Annotated in this window: 20 protein-coding genes; 13 read left to right on the top strand and 7 right to left on the bottom strand. The window is 64.6% G+C overall.

Going from position 1 to position 25108, the window contains the following annotated elements:
- A complete protein-coding gene (locus QX073_RS07125) occupies nucleotides 1–1494 on the top strand; it encodes an HWE histidine kinase domain-containing protein (protein ID WP_315712612.1) in 1494 nt (497 codons plus the stop codon).
- 14 nt (nucleotides 1495–1508) lie between these two features.
- Here QX073_RS07125 and QX073_RS07130 read toward each other — a convergent pair whose 3' ends face one another.
- The gene (locus QX073_RS07130; protein ID WP_316225502.1) at nucleotides 1509–3791 is read right to left on the bottom strand and encodes an FdhF/YdeP family oxidoreductase; all 2283 of its coding nucleotides are present in this window, start codon (nucleotides 3789–3791) and stop codon (nucleotides 1509–1511) included.
- A gap of 285 nt (nucleotides 3792–4076) precedes the next feature.
- Nucleotides 4077–4637 carry a type 1 glutamine amidotransferase domain-containing protein gene (locus QX073_RS07135; RefSeq protein ID WP_315711823.1) on the bottom strand — a complete coding sequence of 187 codons (561 nt, stop codon included), beginning with the start codon at nucleotides 4635–4637 and terminating at the stop codon, nucleotides 4077–4079.
- Here QX073_RS07135 and QX073_RS07140 point away from each other — a divergent pair.
- The 3 genes from QX073_RS07140 (at nucleotide 4627) to QX073_RS07150 (ending at nucleotide 6210) form a co-directional block, all read left to right on the top strand.
- Nucleotides 4627–5160: a hypothetical protein gene (locus QX073_RS07140; RefSeq protein ID WP_315711822.1), complete on the top strand. Its 534-nt coding sequence runs from the start codon at nucleotides 4627–4629 to the stop codon at nucleotides 5158–5160. The two genes, QX073_RS07135 and QX073_RS07140, sit on opposite strands and share 11 nt — an antisense overlap.
- 440 nt (nucleotides 5161–5600) lie before the next feature.
- Nucleotides 5601–5792 (top strand): DUF3072 domain-containing protein, encoded by a 192-nt coding sequence (locus tag QX073_RS07145; RefSeq protein ID WP_316175373.1) that lies wholly within the window; start codon nucleotides 5601–5603, stop codon nucleotides 5790–5792.
- Between the two features lie 130 nt (nucleotides 5793–5922).
- Entirely contained in the window at nucleotides 5923–6210 is a 288-nt protein-coding gene (locus QX073_RS07150) for a hypothetical protein (protein ID WP_315711818.1), read from the top strand.
- A gap of 14 nt (nucleotides 6211–6224) precedes the next feature.
- On the opposite strand, the gene QX073_RS07155 is transcribed toward QX073_RS07150, so the two are convergent.
- On the bottom strand, nucleotides 6225–7592 hold the full coding sequence (locus QX073_RS07155) for a glycoside hydrolase family 3 N-terminal domain-containing protein (RefSeq protein ID WP_316225503.1): 1368 nt from the start codon (nucleotides 7590–7592) through the stop codon (nucleotides 6225–6227).
- 213 nt (nucleotides 7593–7805) lie between these two features.
- Here QX073_RS07155 and QX073_RS07160 point away from each other — a divergent pair, with 213 nt between their 5' ends.
- The 7 genes from QX073_RS07160 to QX073_RS07190 all read left to right on the top strand — a co-directional run bounded on the left by QX073_RS07160 (nucleotide 7806) and on the right by QX073_RS07190 (nucleotide 16969).
- The gene (locus QX073_RS07160) at nucleotides 7806–9284 is read left to right on the top strand and encodes a DUF4173 domain-containing protein (protein ID WP_316225504.1); all 1479 of its coding nucleotides are present in this window, start codon (nucleotides 7806–7808) and stop codon (nucleotides 9282–9284) included.
- Nucleotides 9285–9307: 23 nt separating this feature from the next.
- Nucleotides 9308–10009, top strand: coding sequence for a response regulator transcription factor (locus QX073_RS07165; RefSeq protein WP_315751067.1), 702 nt, complete (start codon nucleotides 9308–9310; stop codon nucleotides 10007–10009).
- Nucleotides 10006–11607 (top strand): ATP-binding protein, encoded by a 1602-nt coding sequence (locus tag QX073_RS07170; RefSeq protein WP_316225505.1) that lies wholly within the window; start codon nucleotides 10006–10008, stop codon nucleotides 11605–11607. The genes QX073_RS07165 and QX073_RS07170 overlap by 4 nt, the downstream gene beginning before the upstream one ends.
- Before the next feature lie 285 nt (nucleotides 11608–11892).
- Nucleotides 11893–13509 (top strand): ABC transporter substrate-binding protein, encoded by a 1617-nt coding sequence (locus QX073_RS07175; RefSeq protein ID WP_316225506.1) that lies wholly within the window; start codon nucleotides 11893–11895, stop codon nucleotides 13507–13509.
- 24 nt (nucleotides 13510–13533) lie between these two features.
- A complete protein-coding gene (locus QX073_RS07180; protein WP_315711812.1) occupies nucleotides 13534–14511 on the top strand; it encodes an ABC transporter permease in 978 nt (325 codons plus the stop codon).
- 2 nt (nucleotides 14512–14513) lie between these two features.
- The gene (locus QX073_RS07185; RefSeq protein ID WP_316225507.1) at nucleotides 14514–15344 is read left to right on the top strand and encodes an ABC transporter permease; all 831 of its coding nucleotides are present in this window, start codon (nucleotides 14514–14516) and stop codon (nucleotides 15342–15344) included.
- Nucleotides 15341–16969, top strand: coding sequence for an ABC transporter ATP-binding protein (locus QX073_RS07190; RefSeq protein WP_316225508.1), 1629 nt, complete (start codon nucleotides 15341–15343; stop codon nucleotides 16967–16969). The genes QX073_RS07185 and QX073_RS07190 overlap by 4 nt, the downstream gene beginning before the upstream one ends.
- Here QX073_RS07190 and QX073_RS07195 read toward each other — a convergent pair.
- Nucleotides 16966–18276, bottom strand: a complete 1311-nt coding sequence (locus QX073_RS07195) for an FAD-binding oxidoreductase (protein ID WP_316225509.1) — start codon at nucleotides 18274–18276, stop codon at nucleotides 16966–16968. The two genes, QX073_RS07190 and QX073_RS07195, sit on opposite strands and share 4 nt — an antisense overlap.
- 150 nt (nucleotides 18277–18426) lie before the next feature.
- Here QX073_RS07195 and QX073_RS07200 point away from each other — a divergent pair, with 150 nt between their 5' ends.
- The gene (locus QX073_RS07200) at nucleotides 18427–19284 is read left to right on the top strand and encodes a VOC family protein (RefSeq protein ID WP_316225510.1); all 858 of its coding nucleotides are present in this window, start codon (nucleotides 18427–18429) and stop codon (nucleotides 19282–19284) included.
- Nucleotides 19285–19324: 40 nt separating this feature from the next.
- On the opposite strand, the gene QX073_RS07205 is transcribed toward QX073_RS07200, so the two are convergent.
- Genes QX073_RS07205 through QX073_RS07215 form a run of 3 tightly spaced genes read right to left on the bottom strand, consistent with a single transcriptional unit; the run spans nucleotide 19325 to nucleotide 22469 of the window.
- Nucleotides 19325–20359 carry a 2Fe-2S iron-sulfur cluster-binding protein gene (locus tag QX073_RS07205; protein ID WP_315711805.1) on the bottom strand — a complete coding sequence of 345 codons (1035 nt, stop codon included), beginning with the start codon at nucleotides 20357–20359 and terminating at the stop codon, nucleotides 19325–19327.
- On the bottom strand, nucleotides 20359–22290 hold the full coding sequence (locus tag QX073_RS07210; protein ID WP_316165358.1) for an ethylbenzene dehydrogenase-related protein: 1932 nt from the start codon (nucleotides 22288–22290) through the stop codon (nucleotides 20359–20361). The genes QX073_RS07205 and QX073_RS07210 overlap by 1 nt, the downstream gene beginning before the upstream one ends.
- A complete protein-coding gene (locus tag QX073_RS07215) occupies nucleotides 22287–22469 on the bottom strand; it encodes a hypothetical protein (RefSeq protein ID WP_315711801.1) in 183 nt (60 codons plus the stop codon). The genes QX073_RS07210 and QX073_RS07215 overlap by 4 nt, the downstream gene beginning before the upstream one ends.
- Nucleotides 22470–23245: 776 nt before the next feature.
- Here QX073_RS07215 and QX073_RS07220 point away from each other — a divergent pair.
- Nucleotides 23246–25108, top strand: coding sequence for a type I secretion system permease/ATPase (locus QX073_RS07220; protein WP_316175366.1), 1863 nt, complete (start codon nucleotides 23246–23248; stop codon nucleotides 25106–25108).

Consider the following 25108-nt stretch of genomic DNA (forward strand, 5'->3'; position numbering starts at 1 on the left):
ATGGAACATGCGAAGGTCAACATCCTCTTGGTCGACGATCAGCCGGCGAAGCTGCTGGCCTACGAGGTCATCCTGAAGGAACTCGGCGAAAACCTCGTAGTCGCCACGTCTGGTCGCGAGGCGCTCGAAATTCTGCTGAAGAACGAGATCGCGGTGATTCTCGTCGACGTCTGCATGCCTGAGCTCGACGGCTTCGAGCTGGCGCAAATGATCCGTGAGCATCCGAGGTTCCAGAAGATTGCGATCATCTTTATCTCCGCCATCCAGGTGAGCGACTTCGATCGCCTTCGTGGCTATGAGATGGGCGCCGTCGACTACGTGCCGGTTCCTGTCGTGCCGGAGGTGCTGCGCGCCAAAATCAAGGTTTTTGCCGAGCTCTATCGCAAGACACGCGAGCTGGAACATCTGAACCTTGAGCTGGAGGACCGGGTACGGGCCCGCACCGCCGAGCTTGAGCGATCGACAGCAAAGCTCGTCGAGAGCGAGCAGCGTCGGAGCATGGCGATCGCGGCCGGCAGGATGGGCTCGTGGGACTGGGACGGTGTCAATGGCGACTGGATGTGGGACGAGGGGCAGTACCGCATCTTCGGCGTCACGCCGCAGAACTTCGAGCTGAACACCGTGAACATCATGGCGCTGCTGCACCGGGAGGATGCCGAGCGCGCCCGCCAGGTGGTCGCGGAATTCAGCCGTGGCGCGACGTCGTATGAGGCTGAGTTCCGGATCCACCGGCCCGATGGCGAAGAGCGGTGGTGCGTGGGAACGGCCGCGGCGACCACCGACAGGACCGGCCGCGTGGTCCGCGTCAGCGGGGTCACGATCGACATCACCGAGCGCAAGCGCGCCGAGGAACGCCAGAACCTGCTGACCCGCGAGGTCGATCATCGTGCCAAGAATGCGCTGACCTTGGCTCAGTCGATCGTTCGCCTGACCAAAGCCGACAGCGTGAAGACCTATGTCAACGCGGTAGAGGGGCGCATCAGCGCACTGGCCCGCGTTCACACCATCCTCTCGCTATCAAGCTGGGAAGGTGCGAAAATAGGTAGGTTGGTGGCCGAAGAGCTCGCGCCCTATGCAACCGGCGGCCAGGTCGCCTTTGACGGCGTCGATCTGCAACTTGAGCCTGCGACCGCGCAGACGCTGGCGCTGGCGCTGCACGAGCTGGTGACAAACTCGGCCAAATACGGCGCGCTGTCGGTCCGCTCCGGGCATCTCTCGGTCAAATGGAGCATCGAGGATGAGCGCCTGGATCTGATCTGGATTGAAACCGGGGGTCCATTGGTGCGCGCGCCGACCTCGCGCGGCTTCGGCACGCGCAGCCTGATGGCCAGTGTGGAAAGCCAGCTCGGTGGGCGCGCCTCGTTCGACTGGCGTCCCGAGGGATTGGTGTGCCGGCTGGTCGTCCCGCTCCGCCCCGGCGCGACCCCGCCGGAGATCACGAGCCCTTGCGCAACGGCGGCGCCGGGCGACGCACGACAACGGGCTGCTGGCTGACCGCTCCGGATAGCTCAGGCCATGTCGCGCGAGATCCGGACCGGGATCGACTTGGCGGCGGGCACCTTGCTCCCTTCCGCGTAGTGCCATAGCGGAATCAATCCGTTGCATTCGGGGTAGTAGGCCGCAACGTTGTAGCGCGGAATGTCGAACGCCACTGCCTGGAGCCCGCCCAGCGAGCGCTCCACGCCATCATCGGCCTCGGTCGAGAGCCGAACCGGCTCGCCCTGCTTGATGCCCAGATCAGCCATGTCGCTCGCGTTCATGAAGACGATCTGACGGCCACCGGTGACGCCGCGAAACCGGTCGTCCTCGTTGTAGATGGTGGTGTTGAACTGGCCGTCGGCGCGCAAGGTCATCAGCTGGTAAACGCCATTGCCTTCCTCCGGCGGATTGAGCGCCGCCTTGGGCACGGTGAAGTTCGCCTTGCCGGTCGGCGTATTCCATTTGCGTTCGCGGGCACCAAGCGGCCGCGGAAAGCCGCCGGGCTCAAACAGGCGCTTGTTGAAGTCTTTGAACTGCTCGGGATAGGTCCGCTCGATCGCGTCTCTGACGCGCGCGTAGTCGCCCACCCAGGCATCCCAATCGACGCGCGGATTTGGCTTCAGGGTGGCCTTGGCGAGACCGGCGACAATGGCTGGTTCCGACAACAGGGTCTCTGCGACGGGTTGGCGCCGCCCGCGCGAGCCGTGAATGCAGGTGGTGGAGTCCTCCATCGAGACCGCCTGATCTCCGCCTGCCTGCCGGTCGATTTCGATGCGGCCGAGGCACGGCAGCAGATACGTCACCTCGCCTGGCACGATGTGGCTGCGATTGAGCTTGGTTGCGATCTGCACCGACAGCCGCAGCTTCGACCACGCCGGCTCCATCAGCGAGCGTTCAGGGACGGCGCGCAGGAAGTTGCCGCCGAGACTGACGAAGCCCTTCACGTCGCCCTTGATGATGCCTTGGCAGGCATCGACCGTGCTGAGACCGTCCCAACGCGGCGGCTCGAACGAATAGAGCTCGGCAAGCTTGTCGAGCGGCACCAACTTGGTCTTCTCGGAGATGCCGACGGTGCGTTGCCCCTGAACGTTGGAATGGCCACGAACCGGCGAGATGCCGGCCCCCGGCTTTCCGATGTTGCCGCGCAACAGCAGCAGATTCACGATCATCTTGGCTGTCTCGACGCCATGCCGATGCTGGGTAATTCCCATCCCATAATTGGCGATCACGGCGTGCGAGCCTGCATAGACCTTGGCAGCCTCCAGAATGGCGCCGCGCGTGAGGCCGGAGGAGCGTTCGATATCGCTCCACGACGCCTGCCGGCAGAAGGTCGCAAAAGCCGCGAAGCCGGACGTGTGCTGCTCGATGAAGGCGACATCGAGCACACGCGGGCCCTTCGTGGCGACCGCCGCGTCATCCGCCTCAATCACCGCCTTGCACAACCCGAGCAGCGCCGCCCCGTCTCCGCCGACGCGCAACTGATGGTATTGCGTGCTAATCCGCGTCCCACCGGTGAGCACCATCTGAATCGGGTTCTGCGGATCAGTGAAGCGCTCCAGTCCCCGCTCACGCAGCGGGTTGAAGGTGATGATGGGTACGCCGCGTTGCGCCGCCCGCTGCAACGGATGCAGCATGCGCGGCGAGTTTGTCGTCGTGTTCTGGCCGAAGAAGAATATGCAATCCGCTTTGTCGAAATCCTCCAGCAGCACCGTGCCGACGGGCACACCGATCACCTCCGGCAGCGCCACCGACGTCGACTCGTGGCACATGTTGGAGCTGTCGGGAAAATTGTTGGTGCCGTACATGCGGCCGAAAAGCTGATACATGTAGCTCGTCTCGAGCGAGGCCCGACCCGACGTGTACATGACGACCGAGCGTGGATCGAGCCTGTTCAACTCCGCCCCGATGTCGCGAAGGGCCTCGTCCCAGCTCACGGCAACATAGCGATCCGCCGCAGCGTCATAGCGCATGGGATGAGCAAGACGCCCCTGCTCTTCGAGCTGATGATCCGACCAGGATCGCAATTCTGTCAGACTGTGCCGAGCAAAGAACTCCGGTCCGACTGTCTTGCCGGTGATTTCCCACGCGGTCGCCTTGGCGCCATTCTCGCAGAATTCGAACGGGTGCGGCTTTGCCGGCTTGGCCCAGGAGCAGCTGACGCACATGAAGCCGCCTGGCTTGTTCTGTTTCAACAGGATCTCGCTGCCAAGCAGGGTCACCTCCTCCTGCGTCAGGATGCTGGCGACCGCGTGCACCGAACCCCATCCGCCGGCCGGAGCCCTGTAGTCCTGGATTTTTGCTTTCTCGCTCACGACGCTCTCCGCGGCCTGTTCAAAAGCGGCAAACCCGGGATGAGCAGCGAAGTTCCGATTCCTCGCTGAACGTTGCGAGGCTATCGTCGAAGTCCCGCGGGCGAAGGTCCGCGCTAGGAATTGGGAACGACCCGGCCCGCCGCGAGTCATTTCCATGCCTCTGGCGGCGTTCCCCCATCTCGCTGGAGGCACTCCGTGTGGACTGCGGCCCAGCGTTCGACCCCTCGGGCGCTGGGCCCGTCCCACTGAGGTAGCCGGGTTTTCTCCCGGCTTCCGATCTCAGCATCAAGCCGCGCTGCGCTTGAGATGGCGGCCTTCCTTGACCTCTTCGATGATCTTGGCGCTGAAGGCTTCCAGATCTCCGGGATTGCGCGAAGTGATCACGCCCTGATCGACCACGACCTCCGCGTCCTGCCAATGCGCGCCGGCATTGGCAACGTCCGTCTTGATCGATTTGTAGGACGTCATCTTTCGCCCCTTGGCAATTCCGGTCTCGATCAGGAGCCACGGCGCATGACAGACCGCCGCAACGATCTTCTTGGCTTCAAAGATCTCCTTGATGAACCGCAGCGCCTTCGGCTCGAGCCGCAGCAGATCCGGATTGATCTGACCGCCCGGCAGCACGACGGCGTCGTAGTCCGAAGCAGACGCCTGGTCCAACGTCTTGTCGACCTTGACGGTCCGTCCCCAGTCCTTCTCATCCCAGCCCTTGATCTCGCCCGGCGCGAGCGAGATGATCTCGACGGTCGCGCCCGCCTGCTTGAGACGATCGCGCGGCACTTCGAGCTCGGATTGCTCGAACCCGTTGGTTGCGAGGATCGCGATCTTCTTTCCCTTGATATCCATTGGACTCTCCTGGCCATTCGACACCGCCGGCAACCTCGCGCTGGCCTCCATGTTCCGCCTGGCAGGCCAGGCGGATCGTCACAACTGGTCGATCGAGTCAGCGCTCGCCTGGGTGGAACCAGCCTGCCTATGGCGCCGTTTGTTTGGACGTCCCTGCCTTGAATGGATGGGCGGCGTCGAGCGGCACGGCATCGCTGCATCGGCGGATCGCAATCTGGAGGCGCTCGTGCCCTACGCATTGTTTGAGAATGACGAACAGATGACCCGCCCGTTTCGCACCGAGCGCGAGGTCTGGGAGGCCGCGGAACAGGCCGATCTCATCACGCTCGGCACGCATGGCGAGAAAATCCTCGACAACAATTTCGAGATCAAATCATGCGAGGCCACACCGGAAGAGCTTACCGCCGCGCCGCCGGACATCGTATTGCCCGAAGCTCACACGCCCGATGCTGATCGAGGGAGCCGGACTACCGACCAATCTTTCTCCTCACCGGCCAAATTGAAGATGCGGACGTCCTCATGACCCGGCGCAGGTTGGCCTTTGCGGCTCAGGTGATCGTCGGCCATGTCGGTTCCTGGCCTGATCATCGGACTACGGACGAGCGGCGGATCGCTCGGCCTTACCGCCAGCCTCTCATGCGCGCCGGGCGCCGCGCTGCTTGCGAGGCAGTCGGCTCGCTTCCTCCAGCTTGAGCCGCTCTCGCTGTTGCCGCAGCCGGTCAAGCGTCTCCAGCATGTGGTGCAGAAGCACTTCGGCGGCCGCCGTCGAGGCCCGAGCTCGCCGTAGCTGCACGATTTCACGGCGCTGCCGCCCGACCCGGAGACGCATACGGTCGATTTCGGCTCGAACCACACATAGATCGCGCATGAAGCACCCGAGCAAGAGTAGGATCGCACAATAGAACAAAATAGGAACACTTTGCAAGCTTCCCCGTTGAAGCCGGGCAACAACGGGAGATCCCCATGGCCGAACAGCTGCAGAAAGATCCCGAGGACTGGGTGTCCGGAGCCGATCCGATGACGGATACCCAAGCTTCCTACTTGAGAACGCTCAGCGAGCAGGCTGGCCGATCCGATCCCACGCGAGCGGAGATGACGAAGGCTGAAGCGTTCGAACTGATTGATGAGATGAGACGCGCCGCAGGGTTGGATTGAACCGGCATATTCGACTCACCAGGACGATGGGTCGGCAGATCGGTATTCCAATGTTGGCGATGCCGGTCCGAAGCTGTCGCGAATCAGAAATCGGTCGTTTAGTCTCCGCGGCATTTCGCGGGAGTCCACCATGGTTGCGGACAGTGACAGCAAGGTTGCCTGGCATCGCGCCCAGCTCAAAAAGAATCGCGCGACCTTGAAACAGATCGAGACGGCGCGGTTCACGGTGGGCGAGAGCGCCGATGCGAAGGCGCTCGAACAGACCAAGCGGCAGGTTGCGGAACTCCAGGTCAAGATCCGCGAATCCGAGCACCTCATCGCTCAGCACGACAAGCAGACGCGACGCCCGCTGGCGACCGACCTGCGAAGTCTCTCGAATGTCGCTTGGCGCAACTGGACCGGCAATGGCCCGCGCTGAGGGCTTGCTGCCATTCAGTCCACGATCTTCTGATGCACGCCTCCAGGCTCTTGCAGAACCGTAGACACATTCGACGGCTGTGATTTGTCAACCGTCGGCGCCCAGCGCTTCAGCCGTTCATCGCTCCTGCCGATTGCATCGAGGTCGATGCGTCCTTCCGCCAGAGCCTCCTTGGCGCAGGCGAGCGCGCGGTGGAACTGGGTGCCGTCATAGGCCACCAGCAACAGATCGGCGCCGCCGTTGAGAGCCTCCACGACAGCTTTGCAGAGATCGCGGCCGTAGATCGCCCCCATCACGAGATCATCCGTCACGATCACGCCCTGATAGTTCCAGCGACCGCGAATGAGTCCCTCGAGCACGGCTTTGGAATGTGAGGCAGGCCGCTCTGGATCGATCGCATCGACCGTCACGTGACCGACCATCATCGCCGCGTGCGAGCCCTGCAGCACCTGTCGGAACGGCCGCCAATCCGACCGTTCCAAGACATCTGCCGGCGTGCCGAGCTGTGCCGAGAAATGATGCGTATCGGCTGCGACGCGCCCCAGACCAGGGAAATGCTTGACGGCCGCGCGGACACCGCTTGCTTCCAGGCCACGGACGTAACCGAGCGCAATGTCGCCAACCACCGCGGGATCGTTGGAGATCGCGCGACGGCCGATCAAGGTGTGAAAGTCCAGTCGGTTGCGTGTCCAGCTCGGGCGAAGGTCGACGACCGGAGCCAAATTGAAGGTGATGCCGGCAGCCGCGAGAGCCTCCCCCTGGGCGCGCCCCATCGCGAACGCATCCTGCGCGCGCCGCGAGGCCGGCAGATCGGCCAGCGTTGCGAGGCCGGGCATGTTCGGCAGGGTCGGAGACAGGTGTGCGACGGCGCCTCCCTCCTGATCCGCCGCAACCAGCAGAGGCGGCAGCCCGGCACTCCGGCGCGCGTCCTGCAATCGCGCCATCTCGGCGCGCAGCTGAGGCTCGGTCCGGCCGCGGATGTTGTGGTGTGTCACATAGACGCCCGCGATCAACCCCTGTCGGGCCAACGCGGCTGCGTCATCGACGGCCGTGTAACCGACGATGAAATGCCGGCCGAGCAGATGCGCCACGTCGGGGGGCGTCCGGAACGTCTCGTACTTGCGCCAGGCAAACATGAACTGCGTCGACGTCAGCATGATCAGCGGAACGCACCATGCTACGACCAGAGCGCGTCCGGCGGGCCCCCGCCGCCACCGACCGCCGAGCATCAGCAGCAGCGGAACGGCAAGCCCGATGAGGAGCAGGGCTGCGTGGCCGCTGCCCCGCAGCCGAACCAGATAGGGCTCGTTGCTGTTCAGCGTGACGAAAATGAAGAGCAGAGCAAGGATCCAGAGAACCGCGGTCCTGATACGTCCGAGCATGTGTGCAGCCGATCATCCCAGGGGAAAGACGGCCATTGCGTAACAATCACGTTTCCCCCGCGCCAGATGTGGAATCGCGTCTGCACGAAATCTGCAAACAAATCCTGAAATGCTGCAGATCCCCTCGTGAGCTGCTGCATGGGCAGGCGTCATGCTTAGCTCATCGGCTTGTGCCTCCCGGCCCGAACGATGACCCAAACCAAGGATTCCTCCATGACGACTCTCGCCGAGCCGACGGCTGCGCCCGTCGCGCCCGATTCCATGTGGCTCAAATTCGCCATCACTGCCGGTCTCGTCGGCCTCGCCGACACGCTGCTCTACAACGGCCGGCCGATCGGCCTGGCATTCCCGCTGTTTTTCGCCGCGCTCGCCGCAGTGAGCATTCTCGCCAATCTTGCCAAGACCGATCGAAACCGTCTGGTCGGAGCTGCAGTTCTCTTCGTTGCCGGCCTGGCTCCCGCCATCGAGGAGCTGAACCTGCTTTCTTTTCCTGTCCTGCTGCTCACGACGCTGTCGGCTATCACGCTGGCGACCAACCGATCCGCGCGCGGCTTCCGGCTTCCGCTGACCGCCGCGCGGCAGTTGCTCCTGATCGGGCCGTTTCGACTGATACCTGATGCGATCGTGACGCTGCGCGCGAACATGATCACGCGAACTCTCGTTGTCTGGAGCATTCCGCTGGCACTCGGCTGCGTGTTCTTGGCTCTGTTCGCAGCAGCCAATCCGGTCATTGAGCGGTGGTTCGCCGTCCTCAGTCCCGAGCGCGTCGCCTCCCAACTCACGATGGGGCACGCGATCTTCTGGCTCGTGACGTTGTCCATGGTCTGGCCATTCGTCAACCTTCGCTGGCGCGAGCGGACCACGACCTCGAGCCCGCCGATCGAAAGCGAGCCCGATCAGCCGTCAATGCTGACGACCGTGCTCGGCCCTGAAACCGTGATCCGGGCGCTGATCCTGTTCAACATCCTGTTTGCCCTCCAGACGGCGCTCGACGGCGCATATCTGTGGGGACATGCTGCGCTTCCGGACGGCATGACCTATGCGACCTATGCGCACCGAGGCGCCTACCCCTTGATCGTCACGGCGCTGCTCGCGGCTGCCTTCGTCATCGTCGCCGTCCGCTCCGAGACCACGGCAAACGAGTCGCGACTGGTCCGGCCGCTGGTCTATCTCTGGGTGGCTCAGAACGTGATGCTGGTCGTGTCCTCGATTCAACGGCTTCACATGTATATCGAGACTTATGCTCTGACCTATTGGCGAATCGCGGCCCTGATATGGATGATCCTGGTCGCGATCGGCCTGATCCTCATCGTGCTCAGGATCGCTCTCGACAAGTCCAACGCATGGCTCATCCGTATGAACCTGCTGGTGCTCTCGGCGACCATCTACGGCTGTGCGCTGATCAATTTCGACCGGCCGATCGCAGACTTCAATGTCTCCCATAGTCGTGAGGCGGGACAGAGCGGCCCTCTCGTCGACGGCTCCTATCTCGTCTGGCTCGGGCCCGAGGCACTGCCGGCCATCGAGCGGGCGATGCTGTTGCGACCGACGGACCGAGGGCTGGCCAGCGACCGTGATCGGCTCCTTGAGCAACAGGAAAGCAGCATGGCGTCCTGGCGATCCTGGAGTTTTCGCGGCTGGCGCCTGCAGCGCTATCTCGATACACATCCTGTGTCGCAGAAACCAAGCTGATGCCTCGCCGCGGAGTAGAGCTCGTGTCTCCCCGAATCCTCATCGTCGACGATGACCCGCATATCCGCGAAGTCCTGCGCGTGGCCTTGAGCAAGGCCGGCATGGCGGTGAGGGAAGCCGCCGACGGCCGCGCTGCGCTGGCCAGGGTCACCGAAGACCGTCCGGACCTGATCGTGCTCGACGTCGGCATGCCGGAGTTCGACGGCCTCGAGGTCTGCCGGCGCATTCGCCGGACCTCGCAAGTGCCGATCCTGTTCCTGTCGGCCCGCGACGAGGAGATCGACCGCATTCTCGGGCTCGAGATCGGCGGCGACGACTACGTGACAAAGCCGTTCAGTCCGCGCGAGCTGGTCGCCCGCGTCAACGTCATTCTCCGCCGGGTCGCGAACGGCGGAGGTGATCGCTCGGCCGAGCCGGAGAAGCTCGTCCATGGCCGGCTCCGGCTCGACCCGCAGCAGCACCTGGCCCGTTTCGATGACATGCCGCTGACGCTCACCGCGCTGGAGTTCAGCATCCTGCGCACGCTGATGACGCGTCCTGCGGTCGTGTTCAGCCGCGAGCAGATCATGGCCGCCGCCTATCAGCTCAACATTCAGGTCTCCGACCGAACGATCGACAGCCACATCCGCAACATCAGAGCGAAGCTCGCAGCCGCGCATTGCGAGGACGCGATCGAGACGGTCCATGGCGTGGGCTTCCGGCTCGGCCGCTGCGGCACCCCATGATCGCGCCCAAGCCCAAGGCAAAATGGCGGCCGTCGCTGGGACAGATCGTCTTTGGCGTGCTGGCGCTGGTTGGCACCTTGCCGCTCGTCGGGCTGTTCTTCTTTCGCATCTATGACAACCAGCTGATCCGTCAGACACAGGCGGAACTGATCGCGCAGAGCCGTGTCCTCGCGGCAGTCTTCGCCGAGGAGGTTTCCGCGCGCCTTGCCACCGGCGTTCCGCTCGGCGCCGAGATCCCGCCCGAGTCACGTCCGGATTCGTCCGACGAGGTGACGCCCATTCGCCCCCTGCTCGATCTTCTGGCCAACGATCTTTTCGTCCGCCGCCCGGACGCCCGCGACGCGGTCCATCCTGCCGATCCGGCCTACGTCGCGATCGGCACGCGGCTGCTGCCGATCGTCAGGGAGACGCAGAAGGTCACCTTGGCCGGGTATCGCGTGCTCGACCCCCAGGGGGTCGTGATCGCCGGCCGCGATGAGATGGGCAAATCACTCGCTCATATCGACGAGGTGGCTGCCGCCCTGAAGGGACGCTACAGCGCCGCGCTCCGCATTCGCATTCCGGACAAGGCCCCGCCACCGATCTATTCGATCAGCCGCGGCGTCGGCGTCCATGTGTTCTCGGCCATGCCCGTGATCGTCGACGATCACGTTGCCGGGGTCATCTATACCTCGCGCACGCCCCGCAACATCTTCGAGCATCTCTATCAGGAGCGCGGCAAGTTCATCGCTGCCGGCTCCACCATTGTCCTCACGACGCTGCTGGTCGGCCTCGTCGTGGCACGCACGATCACACGGCCGATGCGCGAGCTGGTCGATCGCGCCGGCAGGATCGGACGCAACGATCCCGCGGGTTTCCGTCCGCTTGCCCATTACGGCACCCGCGACTTCGCGGAGCTCGCCGAGCACTTCTTCGCCATGGCCGAGCAACTGGCGCAACGCTCCAACTACATCAGGAGCTTTTCCGCGCATCTGACGCACGAGCTCAAATCGCCGCTGACCTCGATCAAGGGCGCAGCCGAGCTGCTGCTCGACTCCCTGGCCAGCCCTTCCGAGACCCTGACCCGCGCCGAGCAGGAGAAATTCCTCACCAACATCCTTGGCGACGCCGACCGCCTCGCGGCGCTGGCCCAACGCTTGCGCGAGCTGGCACGGGCGGAGACGGTGTCGACGGTCGAGTCTGGTAGCATAGCCGAGGCCGTCGGCACGCTGCGAGTGCGTTTCCCCTCGACTGTCATCGAGACGTCCGGCCCGGTCGAGCGCAGCACTAGGCTCCCGAACGAGACCGTGCTGATCGTGCTCACGCATCTCGTCGACAACGCCGTCCGGCATGGCGCCCGGCGCATCCGCCTCGAGGCCGAGGAGAGCAAAGGGATGCTGATCGTCATCGCCAGCAATGACGGCGATCCGATCTCGCCGGAGAACCGCGACCGCATCTTCGATGCCTTCTTCACGACCCGGCGCGACAGCGGCGGTACCGGCATGGGGCTGGCGATCGTGCGCGCCATCATGGCAAGCCATGGCGCCGAGATCTCGCTGGGGCCGGGCGACAAAGGTGTCGCGTTCGAGCTGCGGCTGCCGATCGAAGGCGCCCCATGACGTCGATCTGAGATAGCGCAGTCTATTGGCGCCGCGTCAGAGTTGCCTCCGGTTGTTCGTGGCAGCCGGCAATCCCCACCTCAGTCAAGTCCCTGTCGGCGAATATCTTCTCCCAATCGTTCGTATACGAGCAATGTATGCCACGGTGCCGCCGGCTGCATGGGCCGGCCGAGAATGCCGCAGAACTGCATGGCAATTCGCAAATGACTTGGACCCGCGATCCGCGTAATCTTCGCGCCGATTGCGCCATCGGCCAGCGTCCCGCTTGGCCTTCGGGAGACCTTGATGAATTCGAGACGTTTCGAGATCAGCCGCCGGACCGCCCTCCTGACCTCCGCTGCCATCGCCGCGAACGTGGTCAATCCACTCCGCGCCTTCGCCCAGGAGACGCCGCGCAAGGGTGGCGTGTTCAACGTTCACTACGGCGCCGAGCAACGCCAGCTCAACCCGAGCCTCCAGGCTTCAACCGGCGTCTACATCATCGGCGGCAAGATCCAGGAGAACCTCGTCGACCTCGATGCCAACGGCCAGCCGGTCGGCGTACTTGCCGAGAGCTGGGAGGCGACGCCGGACGGCAAGACCGTCACTTTCAAGCTGCGCAAGGGCATCACCTGGCATGACGGCAAGCCGTTCACGTCGGAGGACGTTGCCTTCACCGCGATGAACATGTGGAAGAAGATTCTGAACTACGGATCGACCCTGCAGTTGTTCCTGACTGCGGTTGACACGCCAGATCCGCAAACCGCGATCTTCCGCTACGAGCGGCCGATGCCGCTCAACCTGCTGCTGCGCGCCCTGCCCGATCTCGGCTACGTCTCGGCCAAGCACATCTACGAGAGCGGCGACATCAGGCAGAACCCCGCGAACCTCGCCCCCATTGGCACTGGTCCGTTCAAATTCGTGAAGTACGAACGCGGCCAGTATATCATCGCCGAGCGCAATGCCGACTACTGGCGGCCGAACGCGCCCTATCTCGACCGCATCGTGTGGAAGGTGATCACTGACCGTGCGGCGGCGGCGGCGCAAATGGAGGCAGGCGAGCTGCACTACAGCCCGTTCTCGGGCCTGACCATCTCCGACATGGCGCGGCTCGGCAAGGATAAGCGCTTCATCGTCTCGACCAAAGGCAATGAGGGCAACGCGCGCACCAATACGCTCGAGTTCAACGTCCGCCGCAAGGAGCTGGCGGACGTGAAGGTCCGCCGCGCCATCGCACACGCGATCAACGTTCCCTTCTTCATCGAGAACTTCCTCGGCGATTTCGCCAAGCTGGGCACCGGTCCGATCCCGTCGACCTCGACCGACTTCTACCCCGGCGCCAATACGCCGCAATATCCCTACGACAAGGCCAAGTCGGCGGCGCTCCTGGACGAGGCCGGCTACAAGCCCGGCGCTGGCGGCACCCGCTTCTCGCTGCGGCTGCTGCCCGCGCCATGGGGGGAGGACATCTCGCTGTGGGCGACCTTCCTCCAGCAGTCGCTGGGCGAGGTCGGCATCGCGATCGAGATCGTGCGCAACGATGGCGGCGGCTTCCTCAAGCAGGTCTATGACGAGCACGCCTTCGATCTCGCGACCGGCTGGCACCAGTACCGCAACGACCCCGCGGTTTCGACCACGGTCTGGTATCGCTCCGGTCAGCCCAAGGGCGCGCCGTGGACCAATCAGTGGGGTTGGGACGATGCCAAGATCGACAAGATCATCGATGACGCGGCGACCGAGGTCGATCCGGCCAAGCGCAAGGCGCTCTACGCAGATTTCGTGCGCGAGGCCAATACCGAGCTGCCGGTGTGGATGCCGATCGAGCAGATCTTCGTCACCGTGATCACGGCCAAGGCGCGCAACCACTCGAACACGCCGCGCTGGGGATCGTCGAGCTGGCACGATCTGTGGCTTTCCGCCTGAGCCGGAATCCGTCAGGATAAGGCCATGCGCATCTTGAGCCTTGCGGGGCGGCGGCTCGCCGCCTCGATCCCCACCCTGTTCCTGATCCTGATCGGCGTCTTCCTCCTGCTGCAGCTCGCGCCGGGCGATACGGTCGACGCGATGATGGCTCAGATGGGCGGCGGCGATGCGGCGACCGCCCGTGAGCTGCGCCGCTTCTACGGGCTGGATCTGTCGGTCCCGATGCAGCTCGCCAACTACCTGTGGCGGCTGGTGCGTCTCGATCTCGGCTTCTCCGCGATCTACGGCAAGCCGGTCGCCGCCGTGATCCTGGAGCGGCTGCCGCCGACCCTGCTGCTGATGACCTCCGCTCTCTCCTTTGCGTTCTTCTTCGGCCTCGTGTTCGGCGTGATCGCGGCGCGCGGCGTCAATCGCTGGCCGGATACGCTGATCTCGACGGTCGGCCTGATCTTCTACGCCACGCCCTCGTTCTGGTTCGGCCTGATGGCCATCGTGGTGTTCTCGATCTATCTGCAATGGCTGCCCGCGGGCGGCTTCGAGGACATCGGCGCCGTCAGCACCGGGATCTGGCGCGTGCTCGACATTGCGAGCCATCTGGTGCTGCCGTCGCTGACGCTCGGCCTGATCTTCCTGGCCATCTATCTGCGCATCATGCGCGCATCCATGCTCGAGGTCCTGAACCTCGATTTCGTCCGCACCGCGCGTGCCAAGGGCCTCGACGAAACCCGCATCATCACCCGCCACGTGTTGCGCAACGCGCTGCTGCCAATGGTGACGCTGATCGGACTCCAGGCCGGAACGATGCTCGGCGGCTCGGTCGTGGTGGAGACCGTATTCTCGCTGCCCGGCCTTGGGCGCCTCGCCTATGAATCGGTGGTCCAGCGCGATCTCAACACGCTGCTCGGAATCGTCTTCGTCTCCGCGCTGCTGGTGATCCTGGTCAACTTCGTCACCGACCTGCTCTACGCGCGGCTCGATCCGCGCATCACGGCGGAGGGCTGAACATGGACGCCGCGAAGCGCTACTTTCGCAGTCCGGCTGCGGTGCTGGGCCTGATCCTGCTGCTGATCGTCGTAGGCATGGCGATCAGCGCCGGCTATCTGTATCCGCGCGATCCGCTCGCCCTCGCCGGCCGGCCGCTGATCTGGCCGTTCGCCAATCCACGGTTCCTGCTCGGCACCGACAATTCCGGCCGCGATATCGCCGCCCAGATCTTTCACGGCGCCCGCATCTCGCTCCTGATCGGCGGCGTCGCCACGTTCATTGCCGTGGCGATCGGAATCATGGTCGGCGCGCTCGCCGGCTACTACGGCGGGTGGGTCGACAACGTCCTGATGCGCATCACCGAGGCCTTCCAGACACTGCCGAATTTCGTGCTGCTGCTGGTGCTGGTCGCGGTGTTCGGCTCGACCTTGACGACGGTCACGATCGCCGTCGGCATCGTCTCATGGCCGGCGCCGGCGCGGTTGACGCGGGCTGAGTTCCTCTCGCTGCGCAGCCGCGAATTCGTCCAGGCAGGCCGCACCCTCGGCATGCGCGACACCCAGCTGATGCTGGACGAGATCCTGCCCAACGCGCTGCCGCCGGTGATCGTCTATGCCGGCGTCGTGATGGCGGTTGCGATCCTTCTGGAGAGTGCACTCGCCTTCCTGCGGCTGTCCGACGCCAACGTCGCCTCCTGGGGCAATCTGATCGGCCTGGGACGCGATGTGCTGCGCGTGCAGTGGTACGTATCGGCGATCCCCGGTGTTGCCATCCTCATCACCGTGCTTGCGGTGTCGCTGGTCGGCCAGGGCCTCAACGATGCACTGAACCCCCGGCTGAAGCAGCGATGAGTCCAGCCAAGCCCGTTCTGACCGTCGACCGCCTCAGCGTACGTCTGCCGAAAGGCGCCGACCGCATGCATGCGATCTCGGAGGTCTCGCTTTCGATCGCCGAAAACGAGATCGTCTGCATCGTCGGCGAGTCCGGCTCCGGCAAGTCGATGATGGCCAACACGATCATGCGGCTGCTGCCGGACGGCGTGACCACCGACGGCGGCCGCATCCTGTTTGCCGGCCACGACCTCTGCACCGCCACGGCGGCCGAGATGCGCCGCATCCGCGGCGCCGAAATCGCGATGGTGTTCCAGGAGCCGATGACCGCGCTCAATCCATTGCGCACGATCGGCGACCAGATCGGCGAGGTCCTGGACATCCATACCGATCTGTCGAAAGTCGAGATCAAATCGCGCGTGCTGTCGCTGCTCTCGGACGTCAACATTCCCGATCCGCCGCGCGCGGCGAAGGCCTATCCGCACGAGTTGTCCGGCGGACAACGCCAGCGCGCAATGATCGCCATGGCCTTGGCGCTCGATCCGAAGCTGCTGATCGCCGACGAGCCGACGACGGCGCTCGACGTCACGACGCAGGCCCAGATCCTCAAGCTCATCCGCGAGCTGCAGCAGAGGCGCAAGACTGCGGTGCTGTTCATCACGCATGATTTCGGGGTCGTCGCCGAGATCGCCGACCGCGTCGTCGTGATGCAACATGGCAGCGTCGTCGAACAGGGCGCGGCGGCGGATGTCCTACAACGGCCGCAGCATGACTACACCAGGCAACTGATCGCCGCGGTACCGCCGGTAGCAGCGCCCCCGGCACGCAAGCTGTCGGACCGGATGATCCTCACCATCTCCGGTGTCTCGAAGACATATCGCACCGGCGGCTTCCTCGGCCGCGGCGAGCGCGTCACCCATGCGGTCAGGGACGTCTCGCTCGCGCTGCCAAAGGGCGCGACGCTCGGCATCGTCGGCGAGTCGGGCTCCGGCAAATCCACTCTCGCCCGCTGCATCATTCGCCTGATCGATCCCGACGCAGGAACGATCCTGCTCGACGGTGAGGACTGGGCGCGCCTCTCTCGCAGCGAGGTCAGAAACCGGACCCAGCAGATGCAGATGGTGTTTCAGGACCCGTTCGCCTCGCTGAACCCGCGGCGCAAGGCGGTCGATCTGGTGGCGCAGGGACCTATCGTGCACGGCACCTCGCGAGAGCAGGCGCTGACGGAGGCGCGCGAGCTGTTCAGCCTGGTGGGGCTCGACCCGTCGGCCGCCGATCGCTTCCCGCATGAGTTCTCCGGAGGTCAGCGTCAGCGCATCGGGCTGGCGCGCGCGCTGGCACTGAAGCCCAAGGTGCTGGTCGCGGACGAACCGGTGTCCGCGCTCGACGTCTCCGTTCAGGCGCAGGTGTTGAAGCTGCTGACCAGCCTGCGCGAGCGCCTCGACCTGTCGATCATCTTCATCACGCACGACCTGCGCGTCGCAGCCCAGATCTGCGATCTGGTCGCGGTCATGAAGGACGGCGTCGTCGTCGAGCATGGACCCACGCACGACGTGTTCGGCAACCCGCAGCATCCGTATACGCAGGCTCTGCTCGAGGCCATTCCGGGCGGCGACTTCGCCCGGACCGAACATCCCACGTCTTAGCCGATCTCACGCGCGTCGCGATATCGGTACAACAGCAGCATCAGCGGCGCGAACGGACGCAGCAGGGCGTGCGCCGGAATGGTGACCGGCTCCGTGAACGGCAGCGCCAGCTCGTTGGCCGGCACGCCCCGCACCGCTTTCGCAAGCTCCGCACCGAGGGGGATCGTGAGCGCGACCGCGCGGCCGTTGCAGCCGGTCCAGCCATAGGCATCAGGACCGAGGCGATGAATCCGCGGCATGTAGTCCGTGGTCATGCCTACATAGCCGTTCCAGACATAGTCGAACCTGACCTCGCCGATCTGCGGCCACAGGCGCTGCAGGCGTTCGGCGACCCGCGCCTTCAGCCGCTCGGCCTTATTGCCGGGGCCGATCACGGCGCCGCCGGTGACCAGTCGGTTGCGGGCGTCGTAGCGCGCAAAATAGAGTTCGCCATGGGTATCGGACATCGCCTGCCGCGCCGGGACGACGGTCTTGCGGACATTGTCCGACAGCGGCTGCGTCGCCATCTGCCACGACAGCACGGGCATCACCTCGTGCGCGATATCCGGTGCGAGCGCCTTGGAGAACTCGCCGCTATAGGCATTGCTCGCCAGCACCAGCGCGCGCGCCGACAGCTCCCCCCGTGCGGTGCGCACGATCCAGCGATCCCCCCGCCGGGCGAAGTCGATGACCGGTGAGCGCGCATAGATCCGGCCGCCCAGGCTCAGCACCGTCCGCGCCAAGCCACGCGCCAGCGCGAGCGGATTGATGTGGCCGCCGGTCTTGTTCCAGAAGCCGCCATGCCAGGCGTCCGAGCCGAGCATGTCTCGCGCCTGATCGCGCGACAGCAGCTCGACCGGCGCGCCGAACTTCGACCACTGCTTGAACCTGCGCTCGGCGATCTTGATGCGGCCAGGCGTATGCACCGGCTGGACCCAGCCGGCCTGTTCATGCTCGGCGTCGATGTTGTACCGTCTCACGGTATCGAACAGATTGGACGCGCTGTCGCGCAACATCGCCACGAAGCGCTCGCCCGCGGCGCCATGACGCGCGACGAGGTCATCCGGATCGGGACGTGACAGCGTCGGAATGACCTGACCGTTGTTCCGGCCGGATGCGCCCCAGCCGGGCTCCATCGCCTCGACGATGGCGACGTCCGTCCCAGCTTCGCGCAGATGCAGCGCCGTCGACAGCCCGGTGAAGCCGCCGCCGATGATGACCACGTCGGCCTGCACACTGTCCTGAAGCTCGGACAGGTCGGGTCCAGGCGGAGTCTGCGCCGCCCAAAGGGATGGCGGCCATTGAACGGAATCTGTGGTGGTGCTCATCGCGGACAGCTCATCCTTGCTGGTCGACCGCCCTGCCGGAGATCGATCTTGCCTTGCGCCCAGCGCCCCGCAGCGCCGGTTGCGGCGCATGGGTCGATTGGGCATAGTTCGGCCGCCAATATGCCAAGTTCGCTGCAAGGAGACAAACGCGTGGCCCTCAAGAATGTCATCGGTATCGATCACGCGGTCGTCGTGGTGAAGGATCTCGACGCCGCGGCGGAGACCTGGAAGCGGCTGGGTTTTACGCTGTCTCCGCGCGGCACGCACAGTGCCAAGATGGGATCCGGCAACTACACCATCATGCTCGATCCTGACTACATCGAGTTGCTCGGCATCCTCGCCGAGACCGATCACAACGTTCCAACCCGCAATTTCCTTGCCCAGCGCGGCGAAGGCATCGAGCGCATCGCCTTCACGGCGATCGATTCCGCGGCCGGCGCCGAGGAAATCCGCGCGAAAGGTTTTGAGCCGATTGGTCCCATCGATTTCGAGCGCCCGGTGCCCCTGCCCGACGGGACCATCTCGGCAGCGAAATTCCGCGTGTTTCAATGGCCCGTCGCGGAGGCTCCGGGCGGCCTGCGCATCTTCGCCTGCCAGCACAAGACGCGCGAAACGGTGTGGATCCCGGAACTGATGCGCCATGCCAACGCCGCCAAGCAACTGAAGCAGGCGCTGATCGTGACGCCGGATCCGGCCAAGGACGCGGCTCACCTGTCGCGCCTGATCGATCGCGACGGCCGGGACGAAGCCGACGGCGCCGTGACCGTCACCTCGGGCGGTGACCGCGCCGATTTCGTATTCCTGACCAGGGACCAGCTCGCAGCGCGCTATCCGGGTGTGTCGCTTGCCGGCCTGCCGGAGCGAGGCGGCGCAGGCCTGGTGCTGGCCTCACACGATCTGACCGCCACCGAAAAGGCTCTGGGCGCGGCAGCGGTGCGCAGTGGCGCGAGCCTGATCGTTCCGCCCGCGTCGGCCACCGGCACTCTGCTCGCTTTCATGGCCGGCTGAGCGCCGGACTGCGGCCGCGCGCGTCGCGGCCGCAACGATCTCATTCCGCCGGCTGGAACATGGCCGGCCGGCCTCGCTGGCTGTCGAGCCACCCGACCAGCCGATCCATGAGTCCGCCGCTCGACTCGGAGGGCTGCGCCGACGAGACGAACGGATCGCAATGACACTTCGCTCCGGCCGCGCGCGACATCTTCGCGACCGCCTCCGTCATAGCCGGCGCGCCGCAGGTGTAGACGACGTCGTTCGGCGTGAGCTCCGGCATGTGTTCGGTCGGCCGGCCGCTGCGAATCGCCGGCGAGACGTTCTGCGGCTCCGACACGATCGGGATGATCTTCACGTTCGGGAAGCGCGCCAAGCGGCACAGCGCCTGATGCATGTAGAACGACTGCAAGGTGCGTGACACGACGATGAAGACGATCTCGCGCTTCGGATTCTCCGTGATGGCGGCGACCGCGATCGCCCACATCGGCGCGAAGCCGGTGCCGCTCGCCACCAGGATGATCCGGCCGCGATGCTTCTGACGGAAGAACGCGGTGCCGAGCGGAGCCGTCAGCTTGACGCGATGGCCGACCTGGATGTCACGGCCGAGCGCCGAGGACACCAGGCCATCCTTCAGGATGCGGATGTGCAGATACAGCAGATGGCTATCGGGTGCGCCGACCATCGGATAGGTCGGGCTGTAGCAGCGTGTCGGAAAACCGCGGTACTGGACCTTGGCGTATTGTCCGGGGAAGAATCGCAGCGGCTTCGGCATCTCGAGGGTGACACCGACGACGTCGGGCGCGAGCCGCACGAGATCGCCCACCTCGCAGTTCATCGTCACCGTATCCGGCACGGGCTCCGTGATGATCTTGAGGTCGGACACGACACGCGCCTGGCACGCATGCGCCATGTCGCCCTCCATGCCGCCGAACAGCTTGCCGTCGATGACCGTCACTTTGCAGGAGCCGCAGATTCCGCTGCGGCAGTCATGGGGCAGATCCACGCCACTGTTGATGGCGCCGTCGAGCAGGATATCGCCCACATTCGCGTAGAACGTTTCCCTGTTGTACTGGATCTTGCAAATCTTACCCATTACTGCACCTCAAGTCGCATCGGCCGGATCTGCCTGGTATGTCTGATCTGGGTATGGTCGAACGCTGCGACACGCATGAACACGCCATTCTTGATCGGAACGTCGTACTTGCTTTTCGTGTCCATTTTGCGGGCAATTTCGAGCGTCCAGTGGCCCGCGGCCCAACGCGCAGCGCAACGGATGTCCGCGCGATCACCGGTGAACTCGCCGCTGACGAGAACACCGGGCACGACGGTCCCGATCGGCGTCTGGGCATCCGCCTCGGCCGAATAGGGCACCGATTCGGCCTCGGTCATGAACCAGCGTGCGCCTTCACTCTCGCCGATGTTCGGATCGAGATTGATCTCGCCCATCGCCGCGGTCATCGCGGCGACGTCCTTCGGAAGGCGCTTCGGTCTCACGCCCCGATTCCCCAGTCTTGCGGCCTCCCTGTCGATCACGAAATTGTCCGAATAGTTCGCGGTCCCCGGATCCGGTGCGAACCCGCCCTTGTAGGGCGTGAGTCCCTTGACCTGATCCGGCGTCGGCTCGGCAGGTGGACCGAAATGATCATCGTCCATCCATCCGGTCGGGCCGCCGCTCGTCGCCTTCCACAGCCAGGCGTCGGCATAGAGATTCGGCGCCGGCGTGTAGTGGATGCCGCGACCCGACAGCGTCGGCGGCTTGTCCGGCATCGGCTGCGAGCTCATGTGAAACGTTCGGTCCGCGGCCAAGGTGATCGGCAGCGTCGTGAACAACAGCGAGAACTTGTCCTCGTTGAAATCGTTCTCGTCGCCCTTGTCGAATCCATTCTGCAGGAGATGCCAGCCATCCGCCTTCTTGATCAGCGGCAGCTGCTTCAACGATCGCGTCGGATCCTCCCAGATGACGAGGAAGTAGACCCACGTGCCGTCATGCGCCGCCTTGATCCAGACGCGCGATTCGCCGGTACCGTCGAAATTGTCGCCCTGGTTGGTCGTCACCATGTGCGGCTGGATGTTGCGCCAGACACGATCCGACGAATCGCCGTCAAGCGTCGGCGCATCCGATGTCGCGATTCGATACACCGTGACGGTGTCCTCGGCGTAGTAGTCGGCGGCGAACATCGCCGAACCGATCACGATGGCTGCGGCGATCGCGACCATGAACGGGTTGGATTGGAAGCTCGGATTGCGGCGGCGGGAATTGCCCTTGGCAGGTGTCGGCGGCGGACGCATGCGGCCCGGCGGCACACGCGGCTCGGAGCGGGCCCGCATCGGCTCCTCCATGCGCCGCGGCGCCGGCATCGGCTCACGCGCTGCAGGCCGCGCAGCTGGCGCCGGCCTCCTCGGAGGCGCCTCCGCTTCCTCCAGCTTTTCCGACTGCTCGACCAGCATCGTGAGGAGTTCGACGGGATCGAGCTTTGGCGGCGGCGGCGGCAAGGGCGCCGGCCGGAACACGCGATAGAGCTGCATCTTTCCGCCGATGCTGAAGTGAACCAGGACGTGCAACACCACGAAGGCCGGGATCACCCAGGTCGCGTACCAGTGGATCATCATGGTGACGTAGCCGGAGGCTACGCCGAAGAAGAGCATGCCTCCGGTGACGATCAGGATCGCCATGGAGATGAAAAGCACCCAATGCAGCATCACGCTGATCGAGCCCAGCCGCGCCGGCCGGCGGCCGAGCAAGCCCTTGAAGCGCATCTTGTCGATGGTGACGCGACGGCCGAGCCCTGACTTCGAGATATAGATCATGTAGGCGACGGCGACGCTCGCGAGCACGACCCCAGCCGGCATGTGCCAGGTCCAGGTCCGGTGCCGGGGCAGCAGCCAGTCGAGATTGTTGGCGATCCATGCGTGTCCAGGCGCTTCGGTCGCCATGCGAAGCCCCGTCAGGAACGCGATCACCGTGGCCCCAACCAGGGTCCAGTGCAGGATGATCGTTCCATAGTCGGTCTTGCGGATCTTCATGCGTGCGCCTCCAGAGCTGCGCGCACGCGATCGGCGCGATTCACCGCCGACCTGGCGACCGTATTTCGTCTCAGCGGACCGATCCGGCGCAGGATGATCAAGTATTCAACCCTGCGGGCCGCCCCTCGACCCGAATCCATTCCCGCATCACGCGTCTCGATGGTGATGTCGTCCAGCAACTTTGTCGTCCCCCGGATACGCTTTACTAAGTGAGCAACTTCGTCCGACTTCGGCGTTACGGCGCCGTTCTGCACCCAATCGTTGCCCCGCTACGCTTGAGCGTGATCGGTTGGATCACGCCTATGGTTGATCAGCTGCCGTGGCCCGAGCCGGTGACGAGTTGCTCGGATCGCACGCGGACTGATCTGCTTCGTCCTCCCTGGAGTTGATGTTGATCTCGTGCGCCCGATGCTTGGCGGGTCACCGGTTCCACAGCGGCCGCACGTTCGATGATAGAACACATCGTCGGTCGCCATGCCCGGCTGAGCTGATTGCACGTCTTGGATTGGTGCGCGGAGCCGCATGTCCTTGTGTTGCCGCCGCCATCATGATCGTTCTCCGCACCATCATCGAATACCGCATGATCGAGATGACAACGCCTGTGCGTTGCACCGCAGGAAGATTTATTCGGCTTCGTGGCGTCATTCGGCCCGGACCGCGACCAATGCGTACGGAACCAAGGTGATAGACGGACGAATGTGTGACACGCGTCGCGTGCCGATGGCTGCTATCACGCTGCAACTATCGACGATCGCGGACGGATTTCGCACGGACCCGATCGCGCTGAACGATGCCACACTTTTTCAGAGCCGCCCCGGCGCATCGCGCCTCGTGCCGGTCGTTTGCCCGCGACGCTGCGACGGAATTGCCCACTTGTCCAATTGTTGCCGGAAAATCGTCGGTATCGACTGTCAATAGCGCGGAGTGAAGCACTGTGTTTGGGAGACGCGCCTGGATGAGTCTGGCTCAAGACCGCCCGAGAACGAAAGCCGCGGCTGCCCTCAACGACCTTCTCTCGGGAAGCGACGATCCGGTGACGCGCGGGTTGCGCCAGGCTGTCAAACGCATGGCCGGCATCGGCGTGTTCAGCGGCGTCATCAACATCCTGATGCTCTCGGGCTCGGTCTATATGATGCAGGTCAATGATCGCGTCGTTCCGAGCAAGAATCTCGCCACGCTCGTCGGCCTGTCGGTGATGATTCTAGCCGTCTATCTGATTCAGGGTTATTTCGACGCGTTGCGCACCCGCATGCTGTGCCGGGTGGCGACCGTGTTCGACGCGAGCTTGCAGGACGCGATTCATCACGCTCTGGCCACCCTGCCCCTGCGCGGCACCAAGCCGATGCTGATGCAGCAGCCGCTGCGCGATCTCGACCAGCTGCGCGCCTTTATGTCGAGCATGGGACCAACCGCCTTTCTCGACATGCCATGGATACCGATCTTCCTGATCGGCATGTTTCTGTTTCATCCGCTGATCGGCATCACGGCCGTCATCGGCACGGCCGGAATCATCTCGATGACGCTGGTGACCGACCGGTTGTCGCGTCAGGCGAGCAAATCCGCCAGCGATACGAGCGCCGCGCGGCAGGTTCTCGCCGATGCCACCCAGCGCAATGCCGAGGTGATTCGCGCGCTCGGAATGCTGGATCGCTTCTCGGCACGCTGGAACGCCGTCAACGAGCGCTATCTGAAGGACAACATTCGCGCGAGCGATGTCTACGCCAATCTCGGGGCCGCCGCGAAAGTGCTGCGCTTCATCCTGCAGTCGGGCATGCTCGGCATCGGCGCGGCGCTCGTCGTCTCCGAGCAGGCCTCCGGCGGCGTGATGATGGCCTCGTCGATCCTGATGGGCCGCGCGCTCGCCCCGATCGAGATCGCACTTGGCAGCTGGAAACAGCTGGTCGCCGCGCGCCAGGGCATCGCGCGTCTGCGCGATATCTGCAAGGCCACCGCCAGGCCGGAAGCGCCGCCGGTCGCGTTGCCCCGCCCGTTCCGCGAGCTGACCGTACAGGACCTGACGGTCACCGCGCCGGGCACCGATCGGCCGATTGTTCAAAACGTGTCGTTCTCGATCAAGGCAGGCACGGGTCTGGCACTGCTCGGCGCGAGTGCCTCCGGCAAGACCTCGCTCTCGAAGGCGCTGGTCGGCATCTGGCCTGCACAGCATGGATCCGTCCGCCTCGACGGCGCAGCGCTCGACCAATGGAGCAACGAGGATCTCGGCCGCCACATCGGCTACCTGCCGCAGGACGTTGCCCTGTTCGACGGCAGCATCGCCGACAACATCTGCCGCTTCGACGAGAATGCGAGCTCGGATGCGATTCTGAAGGCGGCGCAGATCGCCGGCGTGCACGACATCATCCTGCGGCTGCCGGAAGGCTATTCGACGCGAATCGGCCAAGGCGGCATGTCGCTGTCGGCCGGTCAACGGCAGCGCGTGGGTCTGGCCCGCGCGGTGTATGGCGATCCCTTTCTCATCGTCCTCGACGAGCCGAATGCCAATCTGGACACCGACGGCGAGAACGCGCTCAGCCGCGCCATTCAGATCATGCGGCAGCAGAACCAGAGCATCGTGATCGTGATTTCGCACCGTCCCAGCGCGCTGAATGCGCTCAACATGGCGCTGGTGCTGTACGAGGGCAAGGCGATCGCATTCGGTCCCTGCCAGGAGATCTTTGCCCGCGTCGCCGGAGCCAACAAGGCCGCGGGACCCGCCGTCGCGCATGCCCCCGCTCCGCCCAGGGTTGCTGCTCCCGCAGCGGCGCCAAATCCGAACGCCCGCTCGCTTCGTCGCGCCGCCCCAGCAGAAAGCGCTTGA

This window comes from Bradyrhizobium sp. SZCCHNS3052 (assembly GCF_032484495.1).
Lineage (GTDB): Bacteria > Pseudomonadota > Alphaproteobacteria > Rhizobiales > Xanthobacteraceae > Bradyrhizobium.

What these genes read in the sequence shown, in the direction of transcription:
- QX073_RS07125 (WP_315712612.1), top strand. Translation starts at nt 1, where the DNA reads ATGGAACATGCGAAGGTCAACATCCTCTTGGTCGACGATCAGCCGGCG.
- QX073_RS07135 (WP_315711823.1), bottom strand. Translation starts at nt 4,637, where the DNA reads ATGGATATCAAGGGAAAGAAGATCGCGATCCTCGCAACCAACGGGTTC.
- QX073_RS07145 (WP_316175373.1), top strand. Translation starts at nt 5,601, where the DNA reads ATGGCCGAACAGCTGCAGAAAGATCCCGAGGACTGGGTGTCCGGAGCC.
- QX073_RS07150 (WP_315711818.1), top strand. Translation starts at nt 5,923, where the DNA reads ATGGTTGCGGACAGTGACAGCAAGGTTGCCTGGCATCGCGCCCAGCTC.
- QX073_RS07155 (WP_316225503.1), bottom strand. Translation starts at nt 7,592, where the DNA reads ATGCTCGGACGTATCAGGACCGCGGTTCTCTGGATCCTTGCTCTGCTC.
- QX073_RS07160 (WP_316225504.1), top strand. Translation starts at nt 7,806, where the DNA reads ATGACGACTCTCGCCGAGCCGACGGCTGCGCCCGTCGCGCCCGATTCC.
- QX073_RS07170 (WP_316225505.1), top strand. Translation starts at nt 10,006, where the DNA reads ATGATCGCGCCCAAGCCCAAGGCAAAATGGCGGCCGTCGCTGGGACAG.
- QX073_RS07175 (WP_316225506.1), top strand. Translation starts at nt 11,893, where the DNA reads ATGAATTCGAGACGTTTCGAGATCAGCCGCCGGACCGCCCTCCTGACC.
- QX073_RS07180 (WP_315711812.1), top strand. Translation starts at nt 13,534, where the DNA reads ATGCGCATCTTGAGCCTTGCGGGGCGGCGGCTCGCCGCCTCGATCCCC.
- QX073_RS07185 (WP_316225507.1), top strand. Translation starts at nt 14,514, where the DNA reads ATGGACGCCGCGAAGCGCTACTTTCGCAGTCCGGCTGCGGTGCTGGGC.
- QX073_RS07190 (WP_316225508.1), top strand. Translation starts at nt 15,341, where the DNA reads ATGAGTCCAGCCAAGCCCGTTCTGACCGTCGACCGCCTCAGCGTACGT.
- QX073_RS07195 (WP_316225509.1), bottom strand. Translation starts at nt 18,276, where the DNA reads ATGAGCACCACCACAGATTCCGTTCAATGGCCGCCATCCCTTTGGGCG.
- QX073_RS07205 (WP_315711805.1), bottom strand. Translation starts at nt 20,359, where the DNA reads ATGGGTAAGATTTGCAAGATCCAGTACAACAGGGAAACGTTCTACGCG.
- QX073_RS07210 (WP_316165358.1), bottom strand. Translation starts at nt 22,290, where the DNA reads ATGAAGATCCGCAAGACCGACTATGGAACGATCATCCTGCACTGGACC.
- QX073_RS07220 (WP_316175366.1), top strand. Translation starts at nt 23,246, where the DNA reads ATGAGTCTGGCTCAAGACCGCCCGAGAACGAAAGCCGCGGCTGCCCTC.